Origin of the sequence: Acidiplasma sp. MBA-1 (assembly GCF_000949015.1) — an archaeon.
In the GTDB taxonomy this organism is placed as follows: Archaea; Thermoplasmatota; Thermoplasmata; order Thermoplasmatales; family Thermoplasmataceae; genus Acidiplasma; species Acidiplasma aeolicum.
On record NZ_JYHS01000002.1, the window covers coordinates 25,856 to 46,200 of the forward strand.

Below are 20,345 nucleotides of genomic sequence, written 5' to 3' on the forward strand. Positions count from 1 at the left end.
TCATTTTTTAGTTTTATTCTGGATATTAAATGCATGTATTTTTAGTTGTGATTCAGGGATTTTGCCATGTAAGGACCAAGCCTTTCATAACCAAGCTTCCTGAAGTAGTTTCTGACACCAATTCCGCTTATTACAAGTATGCGTTTTTTGTCATATTCCTCAAGTGTTATTCTCTCGGCCTCCCTGATTAGCCTCTGGCCAAAACCATGATGCTGCCAGTTTGTTTCTATTTCAGAACCTATTGGCACCACATCACCAAGAACCTTTATTTCTCTTATGATGGACGATCCCAGAACCTCCTTTCTATGTGCCATTTCAGAGGGGATCCTGAGCCTTAAATATCCAATAATCTCATTTCTGGAGTTTTCAAATGATAAAAATATTTCATCCCCGCCGGCTGCGATATAATTCCTTCTGATAAGTTTGTAATCGCCATCAAATTTTTCTCCTGTTATTCCTACCTCCCTGCTTCTTATCTCCATTGTCCTTATTCCAAGGCTTTTAAGGTTTTCATTTACAAGATTGTGAAGGTCGCTTCTCTTAACGCCGGCCTCTATAAAATGCACCGGTATATCCCTCTGCATTCTCATGACCCTTACCCATGGTGGCATGTTTTTCATAAAGTATGATATTACCTGCACAGCCCTTTCTGTATCATATGGTGTATATTTTCCCTCCCTCCAGAGTCTGTATACTGATGTATTTTTAACCACAAGCGTAGGATATATCTTAAGCATGTCAGGCATGTAATCCGGTGATGACATCATCAGGTCAAAACTTTTTATATCATCCTTATAATCCGCCCCGTACATGCCCGGCATAAGATGGTATAAAACCTTAAGACCGGCATCCCTTGCAAGCTGGGTTGATCTTATGATTTCTGCTATACCATGCCCCCTTAAGTTATCCCTTAAAATCTTATCATTTAAAATCTGAACCCCAAGCTCAACCTTTGTTGTACCATATGACAGTGCAAGGTCTATTTCCTTTTCATAAAACCAGTCCGGTTTTGTTTCTATTGTTAATCCTATGCATCTCCTTGATGCTGTTTCATTTTCTAAAATGGATTCCTCAAGTGTATTTGATATTTTTTTATTCATGCCATCAAGGCAACCCTTGACAAAGTTTTTCTGGTATTCCTCGGTTCTCGCGGTAAATGTGCCACCCATTACTATGAGGTCAACCTTGCTTGTATCATGCCCAATATTTTCAAGCTGCTTTAACCTGTTAAATGTTATATTGTATGAATCATAATAATTATTTCTACCCCTTAATGCAGATGGTTCAAATCCTGTGTATGACTGCGGTGAATTATTATCAACACCACCGGGGCAGAATAAACATTTGCCGTGCGGGCATGCCTCCGGGGATGTCATTGCTGCTACCACGGCAACCCCTGAAATTGTTCTTGTTGGTTTCTTTTTTAAAAGCTCCCTGAATTCGTTTTTATTATCCCCATAATTTAAAATTTCAACATCGCTTGGAACAACATCAAGATTAAATTTTTTTGATAGTTTAACCTTTTCTTTCTGCAATTCCATCTTATTTCTTATTCTTCCGCTTTTTAATTCATTTGTAATTTCTTCATAGAAATCCATAACTGGTATCTAAATTATAAATGATTATAAATTATTATTCATATCATCATTTTTCTGCGCCATCTGCTCCCTGTATTTTTTTCTTCCAATAAACCTTATAACGTATGAAAGGGCTATGGCAATAACGATAACACCATAATCTATGTAAAGGAAATAATGTGAATCAACAATTGATTTGGGAAGTATAAATGAACCTGCAAAAATAAAAATTATTGCAAGCACAAATACAAGGTTTGATGCAATTAAATAGCCACGTGACATTCTGTACATGTTTGCACGGTTATTTTGCATGTTTCCGGGCTGTGGGCCAAGACGGTTAATATACGGTGACAGTAATGATAAATAAATTATTAATGGAACCTCATCATTCATAAAATCGCATACACCAATTAAACTGTCACCTGAAATGGTAATTGTTCCAACCTTTGTGCCATCTGAAAGCAGATTTGAAACGCGGTTCATTCCGTCGGAGCTGAATGCAGTTATTGAATAATTTCTACCATTGTAATTCATCCTGAGCCCGCGTGAAATTGAACCCATGTCCATATCATTTTGCATTATCTTATATACACCGCCGGTTCTCTGTATTGATATTGTCTGCTGACCGGTAATTTCCACAGCTCTTGAACCGAGGCTGCCCTGAACTGTATTTACTGAATAGACCTCGTTACCGTCCTGATAAATTTTTCCGCCCCTAAATTCATACTGCACGCTTAATTATTTAAATATATTATATTATGTTTTCTATTATAAAATAATAACATTATTTTAATGCAATAAAATTTTTTTAAATTACTGTGATTTTTTATCTGCCTCCTTTGCCTTTTTTGTTCTTGAATATGTACGTGATTTTTCTGTTGTCAGCATTGATATATTGTTATTTAATATATATCTGTATTTTTCAAGAAGGCCTTTAAAAAGTTCATGCTCCTTTTCATAGCTATCTATAATATCCTTGTTGTTTTTATCCTCCAGCTGCAGTGTCTTTATCTGGTATGAAAGATCATCATTTTTATCCTGCAAATCCTTTAAAATTGAATTTAATTTTTTGTTTTCCTCCATTAAATCATTAAATTTTTTTTGTATTGAATTTATATCACTGTTTAATGATGCGATTTTAATATCCCGATCATGCAACTCCGATTTTAAATCCTGTATCTGGTTTCCGGATTCTGAAAGCCTGTTATTCAAATCATTAATTTCATCCTTATAATGCTGTGTCTGTGCGTTAAAACTCTCAATTTCCTCTGTAAATTTATCCTTTAAATCGGAAAGCGCAGATATCTGGTCCTTTAAATCTGCCTGTGATTTTGCGTATTTTTCTATCTCAGAATCCTTTCCCATAATTGTATCATTAAGCTTTGAATTTTCATTTTCAAGCTGTGTTATCTTTTCCTTCAGCTGGCTGATCTCATTATCCTTATCCCCAAGCTCTGATTGCAGCCCCTTTAAAGTTTGTGTTAATTCCTCGTATTCCTTTTTAAGACTGGACATATGTGTTAATGATATCTGGAGTATATAATTTTTCGCATTTTATTTTAATGATAATAATAAAAATTACAATTTTTTTAAAAAATCTGTTATATGCTGGTTAAACTCTTTAGAGTCGTCAAGATAGCATGCGTGCTGCCTTCCAACATTATAAAACTCTGCCTTTTTATTGTATTTTAACAGCAGCTCATAATTATTCTGTGGTGAAACGGCATCGTTTTTGCCCCACATTAACAGCATTGGCTTGCCTGAGATATTATTTAATTTTTCCTCATACTGTGAAACACCAACAGCACCGCTGAGTACAAGGCCATCAACCATATCAGGATAATTTACTGCAAAGCCAACAACAGCCTCACCACCCATGGATGCACCAAGAATTATTGCACTCTTAATTTTTAGTGCTGTCATAAATTTGTTAATAAATTCTGATAATGATATGCTAAGATTTGCAGATTTGCCGAAACCCGGGAAATCCACAGATATTGCGTGAAAACCAGAATTTGCAACGGCATCTATTGTGCCGGTTTCCTCGTATGTCCTGCAGTTAAATCTTGCCCCATGAAACATTAAAAAGGGCTTTCCAGATCCGCTTTCAATATAATGTATGCTTGCACCATCCACATCAATAAATTTATCCTCTAACATATATTCTATAATTATTAGCTATTAATTAAACGTTTTCAATTTTTTATGTATTTTATTTAAAATGAAATAATTAATTCTGTCATACATTGAATGACAGAAAAATAAGAAAATTCAAATCCACATATCACCCTCCTTTAGATGGTCTATAAATTCTTTTGGTATACCCCTAGAAACAAGGTGATATTTATTTGGGATAACCTCCATGGATACAGCTGCGTCTATTATATCCTTAAGGCCAACGTATTTTATACCCTTTAACGAGCTTGTACCGAACATCCATGGCGGTATGTCAAAATAATTGCTCAGCCTTCCCGGTATGGCAGGCCTGAGTATTGTGTTTAATTTTTTTGAAATATTTTCATTGTAATACCATTTTTTAAAGAGCAGGCTGTAATCATACTTTGGCTCATAAACCTTCCATTCTATGCCATACTTTTTCTCGATGCCTAAATAAATGGCATTGCCCCCGAAGTCATCAACTGTAGTTTTTGGTGGCTCCTCCTCCATGCCTGTTACAGAATTAACCACCCTTACGGGCACCCTGTTATACCTTGCCATTGCATCGTTGATTATATTTTCAAGGCTTATTATCTCATTTTCATCCAGGCCTGCATCATTTTCAAGCTGCTGGGATATATCCATGAAATAATCTATGGAATTATCTGCTGGTGAATTAATGAGTTTTAAATAGTAATAATATCTTTCACCACTCATATTATCCCAAATACAATAAACTAATGAGAATATATAATATTATCGGTATGAAACTTTAATTTTTTATTCACTTAATACCGGTAAAAGATAAATAAAAATACAAATCGGGCATATAGATTTATAATGCGTTATAGGTTAAATGATTACTCCATAATATTTAGGAATGTCAGGGGGCTGTGGCATCTCATTACAGCGGTTGTTGCAGCATCCATTCTGTTTGCATACTTTAGTGTGTTAATACCGCTTTATATCGGTGATGCGGTAAATTCAATGAAGGAAAAAAATTTTATGGGAATCTATCATTTCTCCATCCTAATATTATTTGTATCGGCACTTGTATCATTTTTTATATTTATTATTGATTATTATTCAAATAAGGTAAGCCAGAGATTTATATATAATTTAAGAAGGGAACAGTTTGAAAAGGTAATGGACAGAAATTATGAATATTTTATGCAGAATCACCCCGGCGATACATTATCAAAATTCACAATGGATATGGAAACATTACGCCGATTAATAAATATGACACTGTCAAACTTCTTCAGTGTAACATTCCTAATAATTGTTGCAGCCATAGATTTGACAAGGCTTTATTATGGTTTTACATTAATATTCTTTGCTGTAATCATTCCTGTGATCCTGTTAACTGTTAAATTACAGATATTACAGAGGCCGTACTGGAGGGGTTTAAGGTCAAAATATGGATATATGAATGATAGGTTGAACCAGAATATTGCCGGTAACAGGGTTGTCAGATCCTTTAATGCTGAGGACAGTGAAATAAATAAATTTAATTCAATAACAGATGACTACTATGGGGACTATAAAAATATTGCGGCAATAAGGTCCTTTTATGTGCCATTATCACTCTTTCTAATAAGCATGGCAACAGGTTTCATAATAATATATGGTGGCTACCGGTCTGTTTATTATAATCTTAGCATTGGTTCAATAATAGCAGCAGTCAATGTTTTTGCCATAGTGCTCAGACCGGTTAGATTTTATGGAAGGTACATATCATTCTATGAAAATGGCAGGGCCAGCCTTGAAAGGATTAATTCAATGGATTATACCCCGGAGAAAGATTTATATTCTATAAAAAACATAAATTCATATGATATAAAAATAGTTAATTTGAGTTATAATATCAATGGCAGGACCCTGCTGAAAAATATTAACATGGATATGCATGAGGGGTCAAAGATAATGATAATGGGCTTTACTGGATCCGGTAAAACAACACTTGCAAACATAATATCCGGTCTTTATAAGAATTATGATGGCCATGTTTATCTCGGTGGAAATGAATTAAGGGAAATAAACGATAAGATTCTAAGGAATACCATAGGAATAATTTCACAGGACATAACATTATTCTCCGGCACAATTAAATTTAATATAACGCTTGGCATGGAATATACAGATGATGAGATTAAAAATGCTGCCAGAATTGCAGGCATTGATGATTTTATAGAATCACTTCCAGACAAATATGGCGCACTCATTGGTGAAAGGGGCATTAACCTTTCAGGGGGCCAGAAGGAAAGAATAGCCATTGCAAGGGTGGTTATAAAAAATCCAAAAATTATTATTTTTGATGATTCCACCACAAATCTGGATGTTTACACGGAACATGAGATTATTGAGTCGCTCAAAAACTATATTATTGACAAGACTGCAATTATAATAAGCAACAAAATTTCCGCATTAAGTCTTGCAGATTTTGTAATAATAATGAAGGATGGTGCAGTAATTGATCATGGCCCAAGGGATTATGTTGAAAAGCACAGCCCCATAATGGCTCAATTTTATGAAAGCCAGGAGGTATAATTAATGTTTAATAAATACCTTATAAGATTAATAAGGCAGATGCTGGGTTACCGGAAGAATTCATTAATTATTATAATCTCAATAATAGCAACATCTGCAGTTTCAATGCTTGGCCCACTGTTTATAGGCCTTTCTGTTGATTATATACTGGATCTTAGATTCAGGCTTGTGGTTTTATTCTCAATAATTTATATTTTGGTATACTTTATTAATTATATTGCATCAAAAAAGAGGACGTTTTTTCCATGATTACGGCCCAGCAGGTTATAAAAAGCCTGCGCCAGAGCATGTTTAAAAACTTACAGTATGTGCCGCTATCATATTATGGCTAGAAACAGTCAGGCCAGATCATTAGCAGGATTACAAACGATGCTGAGACATTAAGCGAATTTTTAACATTTCAACTTCCACAGGTTGCTGCAGGTGTAATTGGCATAATTGCATCCATAATAATTATGGTTTACCTTGACCCTGTGTTAACTGCCTATGCGATTATTGTTATTCCGTTCCTTCTGGCGGTAATTGCAATTATGAGCGGAAAAATAAGATATAATTATCATGAGGTTAGAAGAAAAATAGCAGCATTAACAGGTGGTGTTTCAGAATCAATAAATGGTATAAATGCTGTTAAATCAAATGGTGCAGAGGATGTATTTGAAAGGCAGTTTGAATCGCTCAACAGGAATAATTTTAATGCAAATGTTAATGCAGTTAAATTAACATCAATTTTTTCCAGCATGATGGAGATTATTGAGGCGGCCGGAATTATCCTTGTGCTTTATATGGGTGGCATGCAGATATTATCCGGTACCATCAGCATAGGCCTTGTTGTATCCTTTGTCATATATGTTCAGGGATTTTTCACGCCCATTGTCCAGCTTTCCCAGTTTTATAACTCATACCAGTCATCATCAATTGCGGTGGAACGTATCTATAGAATAATTGATGAGCCTGCAGAGGAAAATCATTATGATGTGGATGATATCAGCTTAAAAGAGTCAATAAAACTTATTAATGTGGATTTTTCATACAATAAAACAAGGGTTTTAAAAAATATATCAATGGAGATAAAAAAGGGTGAAAAAATAGCACTTGTGGGCAGAACGGGTGCTGGAAAAACCACCATTACAAATTTAATACTAAAATTCTATCATCCAGATTCAGGATCAATTTTAATGGACAATATTGATATCTCAAGAATTAATACATATAATTACAGAAAACATTTTGGTGTGATACTTCAGGATCCCTTTCTGTTTGATGGCACCATTCTGGACAATATTAAATTTTCAAATGAAAATATTACAGAGGAGGAAATAAAAAATAAAATTAATGATCTTGGCCTCTCAGAGGTATTTTCAGGTTTAAATTTGCATGATGATATTGGCATGCATGGAAACAGGCTTTCTGAGGGGCAGAGGCAGGCGGTGTCAATTTTAAGGGCCGTTATTAAAAACCCTGATATTATAATAATGGATGAGGCCACATCTGAACTTGATTCAATCAATGAAAAAAGAATTCAGGATGCATTATTGAATTTAATGGCGGATAAGACAATGATTATAATAGCACATCATATTAAAACAATACTTCATACGGATGCTGTTTATTATCTTGATAATGGCAGCATAGTGGAATATGGAAATCCGCAGGCCCTGCTTAAAAAGGAGGGGAAGTTTTACAGGATATATAAATCAATTTACACACAAAATTAAATTAATGAAATTTTTAAAATAGCTGCTGTTACTTTTCCTTATGGTCCGGTGATGGTATTTTTACTATTTTTCCCCTGACCTTTTCCACATCATACCTCTGATCCAGTTCAGACATTTTATTTAAGAATGCATCCTCAAGATTGAAGTTCAGCTCGTTTGCCATTGCAAGGCATGTGAAAAATATATCAGATATTTCATTCTGTATCTTTTTCATTATATCAGGATTACGCCCGTTTTTAATATCAGCCTCAAAATTTAGATCGTGCCATAGAAATATCTCCATGAGTTCAGAGGATTCTATGGCAGAGTTCATTGATAAATCCTTTAATGTCTGAAATTTTTGCCAGTCCCTTTTTTCAACAAATTCCCTTGCAATTTTTTGAAGGCCCTCAATTGTTGCCATAAATTAAAAAGGCAAATATATTATTAAAACTTTGGTGGTATTATCCGGTGATTCACCGTAATTCTAAATTGGTTTAAATAAGCCATAAAATTTTAAGCGCGCGGTTATGATTTATTAAATTTCTTCAAATGCTTACATGCTGTAGTACCTATCCCGGTATTTGTAAAGCGAGACCTCCTTTGAGTCAAATACCTGTCTTACAGTTATAATTTTATATGTTTCAGAATTCATTATCTGTGATTCTCCACCATCAGTGGATATTACTATGAATTTATCAATTAATGGCTCCTTTCTTATAATATTAAAATTCCTTCTGTAAAATTCCTTCTGTGTAATATTTTCTGTGGTCTGGGTGTCCAAATCCATAATCCCAATGCTGTTTGCTGATATGGATGTAACCATATAATATTTTTTATCAAATAATATTGATCCCTTTGTAACATCAAGTATTCTTATTAAATGTGTGTATCTGAATATGTCTTTGCCATCCTTTCTCCCGGCAAGTGATTTTGTTTGCTTCATTGATGTAAAATACATGCTATTTAAAAGCTTATCTATTTTTATTGCGTCCTCCTTTCTGCCCAGATATATGTCTATGCCCTCCCTTTTATTTTCTATCCTGCTTATAAAGGAATTTGGGTTATCCCTGTTTAAATCCCTTACATACGACACAATTAGGTCTTTGGCATCATTGAGCCTGCTGTCAAATTCTGTGCTGAACGTTCTTAGCTGTATTATACCCTCATAATAAGACCCGGTAACCTTGTTGCATACAGGACAGCTTTCCTTTAAAATTTTAAGATCTATTTCAGCTGTTTTATTTACCATGCCAAGTGTTTTGCTATTTACATCTATATTTATTATGATTCTATCATCACTTAACTCCAGATTATTTATGGATTCAACATTGCCATTATCGATATTAATATGGCCAAGGGCCTGTCTTTTCAATACATTTTCAGTATCATTATAATACCATTTTTTATTTATTTTAAGTGCCCCGCATTTTGGGCATACTGTAATCTCCATTTTACTGGACTGAAGGCGGATCTGATCGGCAAGGCAGGATGAACACATACCATGTTTATATGCCTCGTTCTTTCCGCATATTATGCATTTCATCATTTTATTATTGCATAGGTGTATTTAAGCATTAATCAATTTTGGTATCATTGATTCATCTATATTATAGCATTTGTTTTCATCGCATACATTTATTTTATTATCACCTTTTTTTAAAATAAAGTAGTTCCATGGATAGTATTTTAATATAGAATTTATTGCAGATTCATTGGTTGTTTCTATCTTATACATATTTATTCTTTTAAACAATGCATTTAATGAACCTGTAAAAAATACAGGATTCCTTTTAATACTGGATGCAACAGACCTTATGCTGTTATCAATAATTTCATTGTATTCATCATGAATATATGATTCAATGATAATATCATTTAATGCTGCTGAAAAGCCTGATGGAATTGCATTATCATTGCTTTCCCTTAACCTGACCGGCAGATCTGTCAGGTATGAGTAAAAACCTCCTGATGATTTATCATGGTATTTACCTATCATTGTTTTTATGAGATCATCTGCATAATTAAGGTAAATATCATTAAATGTTGCCTCATAGAGGTATAGCAGGCCCGAGGCAAAGAACGCGTAATCATCAAGAAATCCCGGGATCTCAGATTCCCCCTGACGGTATCTGTGCATAAGCACACCATCTTTATACATTTTTGAGATGATGAAATCTGCAGCATTTTCAGCAAGATCCAGATATTCAGGTTTTTTAAAAACAATATATGCCTTTGAAAGTGCCTCTATCATCATGCCATTTATATCGGATAATATCTTGTCATCGGTATTTGGTTTTATCCTTTTATCCCTGGCCTGGTGGAGCCTTAATATATTTTCTCTAAACTTTTTATTAAAAATTTCATCGTCATTCAAATTCTGTGGAATGTAAATGATATTTTTTCCTGTTGGTCTTGAATAGGCGTCATAAAAATTACCCTGCGGTAAAACATCAACTGTTTTCATAAAATCCTCATCAACCAGATTTTTTAGTTCTGTGTAATCCCATAGATAATATTTACCCTCCTCATTCTCTGAATCCGCATCAATTGCGGTAAGAAATGCACCATTAAACATATCAGATTTAACAAAATTAAAAATTTCATCAACGGTGTTTTTATAAAGATCCCTTTTTGTTAAAGAGTAGGCAAAGCTGTATGCTGAAATTGCAAGGGCCTGGTCATATGCCATCTTTTCGAAATGCGGTATTCTCCATATTGAGTCTGTTGAGTACCTGTGAAAGCCACCACCTATTTGATCGTAAATACCTCCAAGGCGCATATTTCTTAATGTTTTTTCAACCATATTTAAAGCATTTTCATTATGATATTTTTTATAGTACTGCATTAAAAATATTAGATTCTGGAATGATGGAAACTTTGGGCTTGACCCAAAGCCGCCTGACTCGGAATCAAAATTTTTTGAAAGTGATTTATATGCATTTTCAATTAGGGATTTTATATCATAATCATTGCTTTTATTTTCACTGTTTTCATAATTTTCAATTGCCCCTATTACGGAATCAGCATTTTTTAAAAGTTCAGACCTTCTGTGCTGCCAGAGTTCCATTACACTATCGCATATCTCAATAAGGCCCGGCATGTTATTTCTGGATGTTTTTGGTATATATGTGAATGCGAATATTGGTTTTTTATCAGGGGTAAGTATCATATTTAACGGCCATCCTCCCTGGCCTGTAAGAATCTGGCTCATTGTCATGTATAAAGAATCTATGTCAGGCCGTTCCTCCCTGTCAACCTTTATGCATACAAATGTTGAGTTCATTTTTGCCGCAACATCATTATCACTAAAACTTTCCATATCCATTACATGGCACCAGTGGCATGTGGAATAACCTATGCTCAGGAAAACAGGTTTATCAAGGCTCTTTGCAAGGTTAAATGCCTCATCAGACCATGGATACCAGTCAACAGGATTATTGGCATGTTCAAGTAAATATGGGCTCTTTTCATTTTTTAAATGGTTCATGCGTGCTTATCAAAATTATATATACAAATATATTGTTTTAAATTCTGCTAACCATTTTATATAATTAATATGAATTTAACAGGATTTTAAAAGAATGCAAAAATTTTTGCTTTTAAAAATCATAATTATTAAATTTTCATATATTTAAAAAATTTAATAAAAACTATAAACTAATTATATATATTCCATGGATGGATTATGCTGTTTTAATCAGGCACGGCGAAAGCTATACGAATAGAACCGGCATACTCTCAAGGGACCTTAATAAATATGGGTTAACTGAGACCGGGGAGGAAATGGCGCGATTCACCGGTGAGCAGCTTAAAAATTTGAAATTTACAGGTATAATATCAAGTCCGGTTCTGAGGGCGGTTCAGACATCAAAAATACTGGCATCCTATGTTAACCTTGATATTACTGTTGATAACAGGGCAATAGAATCGGATTTTGGTGTTTATGATGGAAAAAGGATAATAGAGATACCAAATAAAAAAAGGGAGGAGCTTGGGATGGAGTCCTTCCAGTCCCAAATGGAAAGGATGATAGACCTTATTAATTCCTATGATGGAAGGTACATAATAGTCAGCCATGCATTTCCCATAAGATGCGCCATATGTTATTACCTTGACCTTAATGAGGAGGAGAGTTTTGGCATTGATATAAGATATGCATCCATGTCATTTATAGACGTTAAAAGAAAAAAGCCCCTTTCAATAGGGTCATTGCTTATTACAGACAGAATAAAAAAAATATTTAAATCTTAAACTGCATGGACCGGCTTTCCATGGGGGCATTTATCAGGATTCCCTATTGTCTGAAGCAGTTTTTCTATTGATGATGTGTCCATTAGATAATCTACCTTTTCAACCTGTGTGCAGGCCTTATCACTGTTAACACCGCTTCTTGTTAAAATTATTTCAAGGGTTCTATGGGCCATCATTATCTCACTATAAATCTCATTCCCATAGTCTGTAAGTGTTATCATTCCCCTTTCCTTTTTAATTATGTTTTTGGATAATAACCTGTTAATTAATTCATGTGCTGTGGGTGGTTTTATATTCATCAGACCTGCCACATCAGAAAGCCTTAAGGGTAAAGGTTTGCTATTATCGTGAATAACTACAATACAATCCCTTTCCTTTTTTGTTATATCCATAAATTAGTATTATGCTAAAATATTTAAATATTTCTTTTTTATGGGTATGCTTCATAACCGAAATTCCCCAGTAATTTAGATTTCTTAATGCCTTATGAACACCTCTTTGTTTAGACCAATATTTTCAAACAAATAATTAATTACATTTCTTTTTACGAAAACATTATAAATTTATAAACAATAAGGTATTTCACTATAGGATAATCAAATTCAAATGTGAATGTGAACGGGGGATTAAATGGTTGATAAAAGAAAGGTTAACACAAAGGATAAATGGAAGGAAAAATCATGGTATACGGTAGTTGCACCTTCATATTTTGGTGAGAAGGAAATTGCATTAACGCCCGGTTCTGATCCAAGATATATAATAAATAGAACTGTGGCCGTTCCTGTATCAGAATTTACTGGAAATTTTAAGAAATCATCATCCATGGTGCTTTTCAAGATAGATAACTGTATTGGTAAAAAATGCTCAACAGTATTCATAGGACACAAAGTAAGCGACGATGCAATAAGGAGGATGGTAAGGAGAAGAAGGGAAAGAATAGATATTATAACAGCAGTAACAACAAAGGATTTGTATAAAATCGTTGTAAAGATAGTTCTTGTTGCAGATAATAAGTTAACCGGAACAAAAAGGGCCGAGGTTAGGGCCACAGTTGTATCATACATTAGTGACAGGGCTGCAAATATGAAACTTTCCGAGCTTGCACTCTACTTAATCGGCGATGATATATACAATGATATAAGTGATGCATTAAAGGATATATATCCAATTAAAAAAATAGAAATACGCCGCTCAGAGGTTGAGGGCAAATCTGAACAGACCGTTTTAAATGAAACACCTGTTGAGCAGGAAGTGGAGAATTAAAAAAAAGATGCCGGGATGGCTCAGTTGGCAGAGCGTCGGACTCATAAGCATATGCTGAGATATCCGAAGGCCTCGGGTTCAATCCCCGATCCCGGCATACCAGCAATATTTAATTGTTAATTTTTACAATTAATGTTTTGTTTAAGGACTGCCTAAAGAATATCATCCAAAAGCTGCATGGCATTTTCCACCTGATATCTTTTGGGTTTTTCAGATGAGTTATTAATATTTGGCTGCTTATGAATGGCATACTCCCATTTTTCCCTAAGATCTATTCTACCAATGTTTTGCAGATACCTCTCACGGCAGCCACTGCAGCGCCCCATTAGAATATTTAGTGAATATTTTGGGTCAATTACCACTGACAGTTCCCATTCAAATAAATGGCCTGCAATCTCCGTGGGGTCAAAAATTAGAGGGCTATTATGTTTATACCCGCGTGATAGCATCTCCTCCACAAGTTGATTATGCCTTGATAACATTGTATTAACCTGTATGAGCTTTTCAGATGCGTACCTTCCCAAATGATTTCCTTCCCTTAAATATCCAACGGCCATATGTATTTCATTATGCTCTCCCAGCAGATGGCTGCTGCACATATATTTTGGATTAACCATCCACATTCTCATTAAAATCTTTATGCCACATATATTAAAAATATTTATTAAAAAAATCCTGATAAACTCATATATTATATAATCCGCAATTTAATAAATAATTAGGCAGGGAATTAAACTCTTAAGGCTTAAACAGGTTTTAGGTTAATTATACCACTCAAGACTTAAATATTGTTTAAGCATGCCTTACCTTGCATATAAATACTGTTAAATTAAGTAAGGGTGATGTTAATTAAAATACCTGTAAATACATATAATTATACCCCGTATGTTTTTGGAATCTCTATCAAAAATTTTTTAGTAATTATAATAGGAATTACTTTATTCGCGGTTTTAATTAAAATAAATATATACATACCTTTTATTTTTCTGATAATATACCTGTATATTTTTCTTGGCCATAAAACAGACATTTGGGTATTTTATAATTCGTTTAGAGAGAGTATCAATTATAAAACCAGCAGTATTAATCAAACAAATGATGATGGGATTTTTTTAAATGATAAAGAATTTATTTCAGCATTTGAATTAAACACCGGAAATTATTATATGAATTTAAATAAAAACAGGATAATGGGATCATTTCAGGGACTTATAGAGAATATTGATTCCGAATTAACAATAATATCCAGGCCTGTTAAATATGCAGATGGGTCATATTTTTATAAAACCTTTTTAATAATTTCATCAGGGATTATTGATATTATTAAAAATGATTCTGAGTTTATATTAAAGAATAAATTAATAATTAAAAATCAGGTTTATAACCATGAAGAAATTAGCAGGATTTTATTTTTGACAACTGAAAGGTTTTTTAAATCGTTCTTAAAAACCAATGATTATTTTGCCTCACTTCTTGATCTACATGATGCGAATTATGATCAGGATTTTCTATATAACCTCCTTATTGATAGTTTTAGTTTCCCCTGCATAGCGGTATTGAATCTAAAATCGATAAAAAATAAGGATGTGAGATTAAAAAGGATGCTTGCCGAAAGAATTTCAGAATTCAGAAATAAATCCACAAGGACTGTAAATATTAAGGACCAGATAAATTCAATTAAAAATATGCAGGATTCTAAAAAAATTTTTGATATGTATATGACCTTAATAATAGAATCGGAACACCCGGTTGACCTGAAAAATAACACCGATAATACCGTTAAGCATCTAAAATCAATGGGGCTGGAATTCAAGATTTCAGATCATTTAAAATACAGGAATTATAACCTCAGAAAATTATATGTAAATGGATATAAATATTTGATAGGGTCAAAATGTTTTTCCAGTATGGTGCCTCTCTCATTTTCTGAATATGAGAAATCATGCCCTGCAATTGCAATAAATTCCATAAATAATAAAAAATTTTACTTTAACCCGTTTAATTACCAGTCATATAATATGATAATAACTGGAGAAACAGGTTCTGGCAAGACCTTTTTCACCAAAAAAATTCTTAAATCCCTCCATGAATACTATGAAATGGCATTTATCATAGACCCCCTAAATGAGTATGATGATGGCCTTATTATTAACTCATCCAGCGGTGAATACTTAAATTTCAGTGTTGATAACTATGAGGAAAAATCCATACTTGCACTGTTTATAAGCACAATATTAAGGGATGTAAAATATCTTGATATATTAAATACACTAAATAATATAAAACCCGGAAATGATATTAAAAAAATCTTAACCGACATTAATAAATATTATTCAGGAAGTAACCATTCATCATCATTAAATTATTACATTAACAATTACATTAAAATTCCTGTGAATGCAAATAATAAAAGAATAATATTTAGGTACTCCCTTGATAGGGAGGATTTAAAAATGCTTAATTTTATTTTTATACTTGCACAGATAAATAATATGGCAAGGTCATATAATGGACATAAGCTTGTTGTAATAGATGAAAGCCACCTGCTTCTTGGCAATCCAGAAACGGCTGAAACCATAGACAATTTTATACGAAATTCCAGGCATTATGGGACATCCATTATAAATATAACACAGAATATAGATGATTTTTTTATGAATATCAGATCACATTCAATTTTTAAGAATTCAAGCCATGTATTTTTATTCCGGCAGAAGGAGTCAAAAAATTTGAATAAAATCCTAAACATAGAAATTAAAACTGAAAACCTGCCCGGAGGTACCGGTTTGGGATATTCTGAATGCTATTATTATGGAAACGACACCTTATACCGCTTAAGGATCATTTAGTTTTGCATGAAAAACATGATTTATGTTAATGATTTTTTTAAACAAATATTTATGCAGGTATTTAAAAAAGATGTTATTTCAATGTAATATTTTATGCTGTTTCTTCAACAGTTTTATTACTGCCATGTAACACGGTTATATATGAGAAAATGCATCCAAGTACCAGTATAATGAAGGAGACAATTAATGCTGAGTGGAGACCGGTAATAAACTTTGCAGATAGCCCACCGTTGAGCCTGCCAATGCCCAGAAAAACCTCAAAGGTAACATCTCTTGGTACTGTGGCGGCTGCAACAGTTATTGCAATAACATAGCTTAACAATGTGCCAATGTTTGATAGTGTTCTTAAAAGACCAGAAATTGAACCATAAAATTCCCTTGGTGTGTTTGACATAACCGCACTTGTATTTGATGGCCAGAACATTGATCCCCCAAAGCCAGTAACAAGGGAACCTGCTATAACAATATAAATTGGTGAGGATACACCAAGGAACAGGTATATTATTATACCCACGGCCATCATGGCAATGCCTGTGCCTGAAAGAATACCCGGGGGAATTCTGTCGGATAGCCTTCCCATTCTTGGTGCCAGAACGCTTGATAATAAATATCCGGGAACCAGTATAAGCGATGCATAAAATGGTGAGAAGCCCCTGACACCCTGAAGATACATTATTAATATAAAAAGAACGGCCAAAAATCCTATGGCCTGAAAGGTTGCGGCCATTAATGAATATGAAAGTTTTTTTATCCTAAATACTTTTAGCTGCATCAATGGATTTTTGGACCTTGCCTCTACCGCTATGAATGGTGCTATAAGTAATATGCCTGCCAAAACCAGTATAATATTAACTGTGTTTACACCAACGGATGCGATCTCAACAGAACCATATGATATTAGAGATAGAATAGAAACAAGTATAATAACACCGGGCACATCTATTTTTGTGCTTATTTTTTTATTGTCTTCTATGTATTTTGCGGCAATTAACCATCCAATTATGCCAATTGGAACATTAATATAAAATATATATCTCCAGCCTATAAACGTTGTTATGACCCCGCCAAGGACAATCCCCAGAACTCCGCCTATATTCCAGCCCATGCTTGTTATTCCGAAAGCCCTGCCGCGGGTACCCTGTGTAAAGTAATCGGCAATAATTGCATTGCTGTTTGCCTGAAGAATAACGGCGCCAAAACCCTGTATTACCCTTGATGAAATTAAAAATGTGACATTGGGTGCCGCACCGGCCATACCCGAGCCTAGTATAAATATGAGAAATCCAATGTTGTATATTTTTCCCCTGCCATAAATATCGCCAATTTTACCAAGCTGTGTTGTAAATGCTGCAAGCACCAGAAGATAAATTAATATGACCCATATCGTTGAAAGAAACGGTGCCTTCAAATCAACCGTCATTGTTGGCAGTGCAAGCAGGACTATTGTGGTATCTACTGCGGACATCAGTGTGCCTATAAAAACACTTATTAGTACATATGTTTTTATTTTCTCACCATTTGATTCCATAATTATTCCACTTCACGCAGTCGGGTCACTGCAGCGGGATTTTTAAATCCCAAAATTACTTATCATAATAAATTATTTATTTATAAAATTTCTGTCAAAAAGTTATTTATGAAATTGATTTAATTAGTCTATTACTGGATGTTTTTCCCTTACAAACTTATTATTATTTATATCGTTTATGGCCTCCTCAATCTGTTCACGTGTGTTCATGACAATCGGGCCATACCAGTAAACAGGTTCATTTAATGGCCTGCCAGACATTAATAAAATTTCAGATGAAACATCCGTATAAACATCTATCTCATCACCTGAAAGTGAAAATGATACTGCATTGCCTGCCATGAATGTATTTCCAGAAATTTTAATGCTGCCGCTTATAATATATATAATAACGCGGTAATTCTCAGCCGATATGTATTTTATCTGTGCCTCAGGATCCATGGATATATGGAAATATGATATGTCTTGAGTTCCACCAGAATAAATACCCTGAACTTTCATGTATTTGCCGGCAATAACCCTAACACGTATGCCGTCTCCTGAAATTTCAGGGATTTCATTTGATTTTAGGGATCTGTATACAGGAGTTGACATCTTCTGTGATGCCGGCAGGTTTATCCAAAGCTGAAATCCTGCAAGCTCTGTATCCAGAATCTTTCCCGCATTATCCTCCATATATTTTGGCATTTCCTCATGGAAGATGCCGCTCCCGGCTGTCATCCACTGAACATCACCAGGATATATTGTTCCGGAGTTGTCCTCACTGTCCCGGTGATATACCTTACCCTTAAGTGCATAGGTAACGGTTTCTATTCCACGGTGTGGGTGCCATGGAAAACCAGCAAGGTAATCATCAGGATTTTTTGAACCAAATGCATCAAGAAGCAGGAATGGATCGGTTAATTTTACTGTTTGCTGTGACCCGAATATGCGCCTTAATTTAACGCCTGCACCATCCCGGGTTTCCATACCCTCAAACATATATTCAGCAATTTTGTACATGTTATTAACATATTTTCATTATTTTAATACTTTTTCTATACGAATTTATATCAAATAAATATTTGTATATCTTCAACATTGATTATTTAACAGAATTTTTGATATTGGTGTCTCAACTTTTAATAACTGGCAATTTTAATTATTCTCCTGGCCTTTTGCACCCCTTATACTTGGAGTTGCCTAGATGTTATACCACTGTTAAAACTTCAATAATTGCATCTCATCGTACATTTTTTACATTGCATATTGTTCTTAATTAATTATCCAAACAAGCATGGAAAATGTTATTTGTATTTAACATCTGGGTGAATAAATATATGAATATCCTTCATTATCCCAATGCCAGTTATTATGTTCATTTTCAATCTACTATCAATAATTCTAGGTTACAATTTCTTCATAAATACTGTATACATAATGTTTGTTCTAAAAATAATTAATTTGATCTTGTTTCAGGAATCCATCCCCTATGGATTCTCAAAAAATTTTAAAATTGATTATTTATTAATAACTTAATATTTAATTATATAATACAGTCTTATGGTAAATTCAATAATAGGAATGGAAAAAAATGGTAAAATATACATTCCCAAAGAAATAAGAGAAAACTATGGAACAAAATTTTTTATAGTTCCATACAGGGACAAAATTATACCTTATGATATTCCTGAAAATCCAATAGAGGACCTCATAAGGCTTGGAGAAAGGTTAAGGGATATACCGATCAAAAAATTAAAAAATGATATAAATGAGGAGGCTTATAATGACATACGCTGATACCGACTTTTTTCTGGCAATTTTAAAAATTCTGATTGGTTAAAGGAAAATGCAGTTAAGATTATGAAAAACCATAAAATTGAAACCTCAGAGGTAACATATATTGAATTAATGCTGCTTGCCAAAAAATATGATCTGGATTTATTGAAATTAAAAAAGACGTTATGGCCATCTGCCATGAAAATAACAGTATGTATATTTTGGCCGCAGAGTATATAAAAAGTGGGGTTAATTTTTCCGATGCATTCCATTCAGCCTATTGCAATGGAGAAATAATTAGTTCTGACCACGTATATGACAAAATGGATATTAAAAGAATAAATTTAGAGGATTAATATTATCAACAATATGGTTTAAAACAATAAAATAATATTCCCATTGAAGAAGGTAGCCATATCCATCGGTATTGAATCATTTTCCATAACTGAATGTTACAAATAAAAAAATATGTATAATTAAAAAAACATATAATACATAATTACGTCTTTGATAACGCACATTTTTTAACAATAATTTGTACAAATAAAAAAAGATATAGTTATCAAAACTGGTAAACCCATATCATGTTAATGCATTATTGTATCAAGCTTTATAGAATACCAGAACCAAATATCAACATATATGCAATAAAATACTGATGATAAATATTTATTAATTTTTTTAACATCAAAAAAGGCCATAATATATACGACCT

The 20,345-nt window shown here is 33.6% G+C and carries 20 protein-coding genes and 1 tRNA gene; 9 read left to right on the forward strand and 12 right to left on the reverse strand.

Annotated features, from left to right (window positions below; genetic code table 11):
* Window positions 1-41: 41 nt before the first annotated feature.
* From TZ01_RS03295 to TZ01_RS03315, 5 genes are all read right to left on the reverse strand, one after another.
* Entirely contained in the window at window positions 42-1,598 is a 1,557-nt protein-coding gene (locus tag TZ01_RS03295; protein WP_048101407.1) for a tRNA uridine(34) 5-carboxymethylaminomethyl modification radical SAM/GNAT enzyme Elp3, read from the reverse strand.
* Window positions 1,599-1,622: 24 nt separating this feature from the next.
* Window positions 1,623-2,309, reverse strand: coding sequence for a hypothetical protein (locus tag TZ01_RS03300; RefSeq protein ID WP_048101408.1), 687 nt, complete (start codon window positions 2,307-2,309; stop codon window positions 1,623-1,625).
* Between the two features lie 81 nt (window positions 2,310-2,390).
* On the reverse strand, window positions 2,391-3,092 hold the full coding sequence (locus TZ01_RS03305; RefSeq protein ID WP_048101409.1) for a hypothetical protein: 702 nt from the start codon (window positions 3,090-3,092) through the stop codon (window positions 2,391-2,393).
* 63 nt (window positions 3,093-3,155) lie between these two features.
* A complete protein-coding gene (locus TZ01_RS03310) occupies window positions 3,156-3,737 on the reverse strand; it encodes an alpha/beta fold hydrolase (RefSeq protein ID WP_048101410.1) in 582 nt (193 codons plus the stop codon).
* Window positions 3,738-3,848: 111 nt separating this feature from the next.
* Window positions 3,849-4,451, reverse strand: coding sequence for a hypothetical protein (locus tag TZ01_RS03315; RefSeq protein WP_048101411.1), 603 nt, complete (start codon window positions 4,449-4,451; stop codon window positions 3,849-3,851).
* Between the two features lie 123 nt (window positions 4,452-4,574).
* Between TZ01_RS03315 and TZ01_RS03320 the strand changes: the two genes are divergently transcribed.
* The 3 genes from TZ01_RS03320 to TZ01_RS03330 all read left to right on the forward strand — a co-directional run bounded on the left by TZ01_RS03320 (window position 4,575) and on the right by TZ01_RS03330 (window position 7,999).
* Window positions 4,575-6,284: an ABC transporter ATP-binding protein gene (locus tag TZ01_RS03320; RefSeq protein ID WP_048101412.1), complete on the forward strand. Its 1,710-nt coding sequence runs from the start codon at window positions 4,575-4,577 to the stop codon at window positions 6,282-6,284.
* Window positions 6,285-6,287: 3 nt separating this feature from the next.
* Complete coding sequence (locus TZ01_RS09845) at window positions 6,288-6,533, forward strand: hypothetical protein (RefSeq protein ID WP_048101413.1); 246 nt, start codon at window positions 6,288-6,290, stop codon at window positions 6,531-6,533.
* Between the two features lie 110 nt (window positions 6,534-6,643).
* Window positions 6,644-7,999 carry an ABC transporter ATP-binding protein gene (locus tag TZ01_RS03330; RefSeq protein ID WP_231563427.1) on the forward strand — a complete coding sequence of 452 codons (1,356 nt, stop codon included), beginning with the start codon at window positions 6,644-6,646 and terminating at the stop codon, window positions 7,997-7,999.
* Between the two features lie 28 nt (window positions 8,000-8,027).
* Here the strand turns inward: TZ01_RS03330 and TZ01_RS03335 are convergent, their stop codons facing one another.
* The 3 genes from TZ01_RS03335 to TZ01_RS03345 form a co-directional block, all read right to left on the reverse strand.
* Window positions 8,028-8,402, reverse strand: coding sequence for a MazG-like family protein (locus TZ01_RS03335; RefSeq protein ID WP_048101415.1), 375 nt, complete (start codon window positions 8,400-8,402; stop codon window positions 8,028-8,030).
* 132 nt (window positions 8,403-8,534) lie between these two features.
* Window positions 8,535-9,524: a 60S ribosomal export protein NMD3 gene (locus TZ01_RS03340; protein ID WP_048101416.1), complete on the reverse strand. Its 990-nt coding sequence runs from the start codon at window positions 9,522-9,524 to the stop codon at window positions 8,535-8,537.
* 24 nt (window positions 9,525-9,548) lie between these two features.
* Window positions 9,549-11,468 carry a thioredoxin domain-containing protein gene (locus TZ01_RS03345; protein WP_082180444.1) on the reverse strand — a complete coding sequence of 640 codons (1,920 nt, stop codon included), beginning with the start codon at window positions 11,466-11,468 and terminating at the stop codon, window positions 9,549-9,551.
* 191 nt (window positions 11,469-11,659) lie between these two features.
* Between TZ01_RS03345 and TZ01_RS03350 the strand changes: the two genes are divergently transcribed.
* Window positions 11,660-12,232 (forward strand): 2,3-diphosphoglycerate-dependent phosphoglycerate mutase, encoded by a 573-nt coding sequence (locus tag TZ01_RS03350; RefSeq protein ID WP_048101417.1) that lies wholly within the window; start codon window positions 11,660-11,662, stop codon window positions 12,230-12,232.
* Here the strand turns inward: TZ01_RS03350 and TZ01_RS03355 are convergent.
* Complete coding sequence (locus TZ01_RS03355; protein WP_048101418.1) at window positions 12,229-12,624, reverse strand: metal-dependent transcriptional regulator; 396 nt, start codon at window positions 12,622-12,624, stop codon at window positions 12,229-12,231. The genes TZ01_RS03350 and TZ01_RS03355 overlap by 4 nt on opposite strands.
* 238 nt (window positions 12,625-12,862) lie before the next feature.
* Here TZ01_RS03355 and TZ01_RS03360 point away from each other — a divergent pair, with 238 nt between their 5' ends.
* Window positions 12,863-13,495, forward strand: coding sequence for a 30S ribosomal protein S3ae (locus TZ01_RS03360; protein ID WP_048101419.1), 633 nt, complete (start codon window positions 12,863-12,865; stop codon window positions 13,493-13,495).
* Between the two features lie 9 nt (window positions 13,496-13,504).
* Window positions 13,505-13,592, forward strand: a tRNA-Met gene (locus TZ01_RS03365).
* Window positions 13,593-13,647: 55 nt separating this feature from the next.
* Here the strand turns inward: TZ01_RS03365 and TZ01_RS09165 are convergent.
* Complete coding sequence (locus TZ01_RS09165; protein WP_052656728.1) at window positions 13,648-14,124, reverse strand: pyrimidine dimer DNA glycosylase/endonuclease V; 477 nt, start codon at window positions 14,122-14,124, stop codon at window positions 13,648-13,650.
* 213 nt (window positions 14,125-14,337) lie between these two features.
* On the opposite strand from TZ01_RS09165, the gene TZ01_RS03375 reads away from it, so the two are divergent.
* A complete protein-coding gene (locus TZ01_RS03375) occupies window positions 14,338-16,344 on the forward strand; it encodes an ATPase/DNA packaging protein (RefSeq protein ID WP_048101420.1) in 2,007 nt (668 codons plus the stop codon).
* 91 nt (window positions 16,345-16,435) lie between these two features.
* Here the strand turns inward: TZ01_RS03375 and TZ01_RS03380 are convergent, their stop codons facing one another.
* Together TZ01_RS03380 and TZ01_RS03385 are read right to left on the reverse strand one after the other, a co-directional pair.
* Window positions 16,436-17,872 (reverse strand): MFS transporter, encoded by a 1,437-nt coding sequence (locus TZ01_RS03380; RefSeq protein ID WP_048101421.1) that lies wholly within the window; start codon window positions 17,870-17,872, stop codon window positions 16,436-16,438.
* A gap of 123 nt (window positions 17,873-17,995) precedes the next feature.
* Window positions 17,996-18,874, reverse strand: a complete 879-nt coding sequence (locus TZ01_RS03385) for a pirin family protein (protein ID WP_048101422.1) — start codon at window positions 18,872-18,874, stop codon at window positions 17,996-17,998.
* A 540-nt stretch (window positions 18,875-19,414) separates the two neighbouring features.
* Here TZ01_RS03385 and TZ01_RS03390 point away from each other — a divergent pair.
* Both TZ01_RS03390 and TZ01_RS09715 read left to right on the forward strand, forming a co-directional pair.
* Window positions 19,415-19,651: a hypothetical protein gene (locus tag TZ01_RS03390; protein WP_048101423.1), complete on the forward strand. Its 237-nt coding sequence runs from the start codon at window positions 19,415-19,417 to the stop codon at window positions 19,649-19,651.
* A 63-nt stretch (window positions 19,652-19,714) separates the two neighbouring features.
* On the forward strand, window positions 19,715-19,870 hold the full coding sequence (locus TZ01_RS09715) for a hypothetical protein (protein ID WP_197065852.1): 156 nt from the start codon (window positions 19,715-19,717) through the stop codon (window positions 19,868-19,870).
* Window positions 19,871-20,345 lie beyond the last annotated feature (475 nt).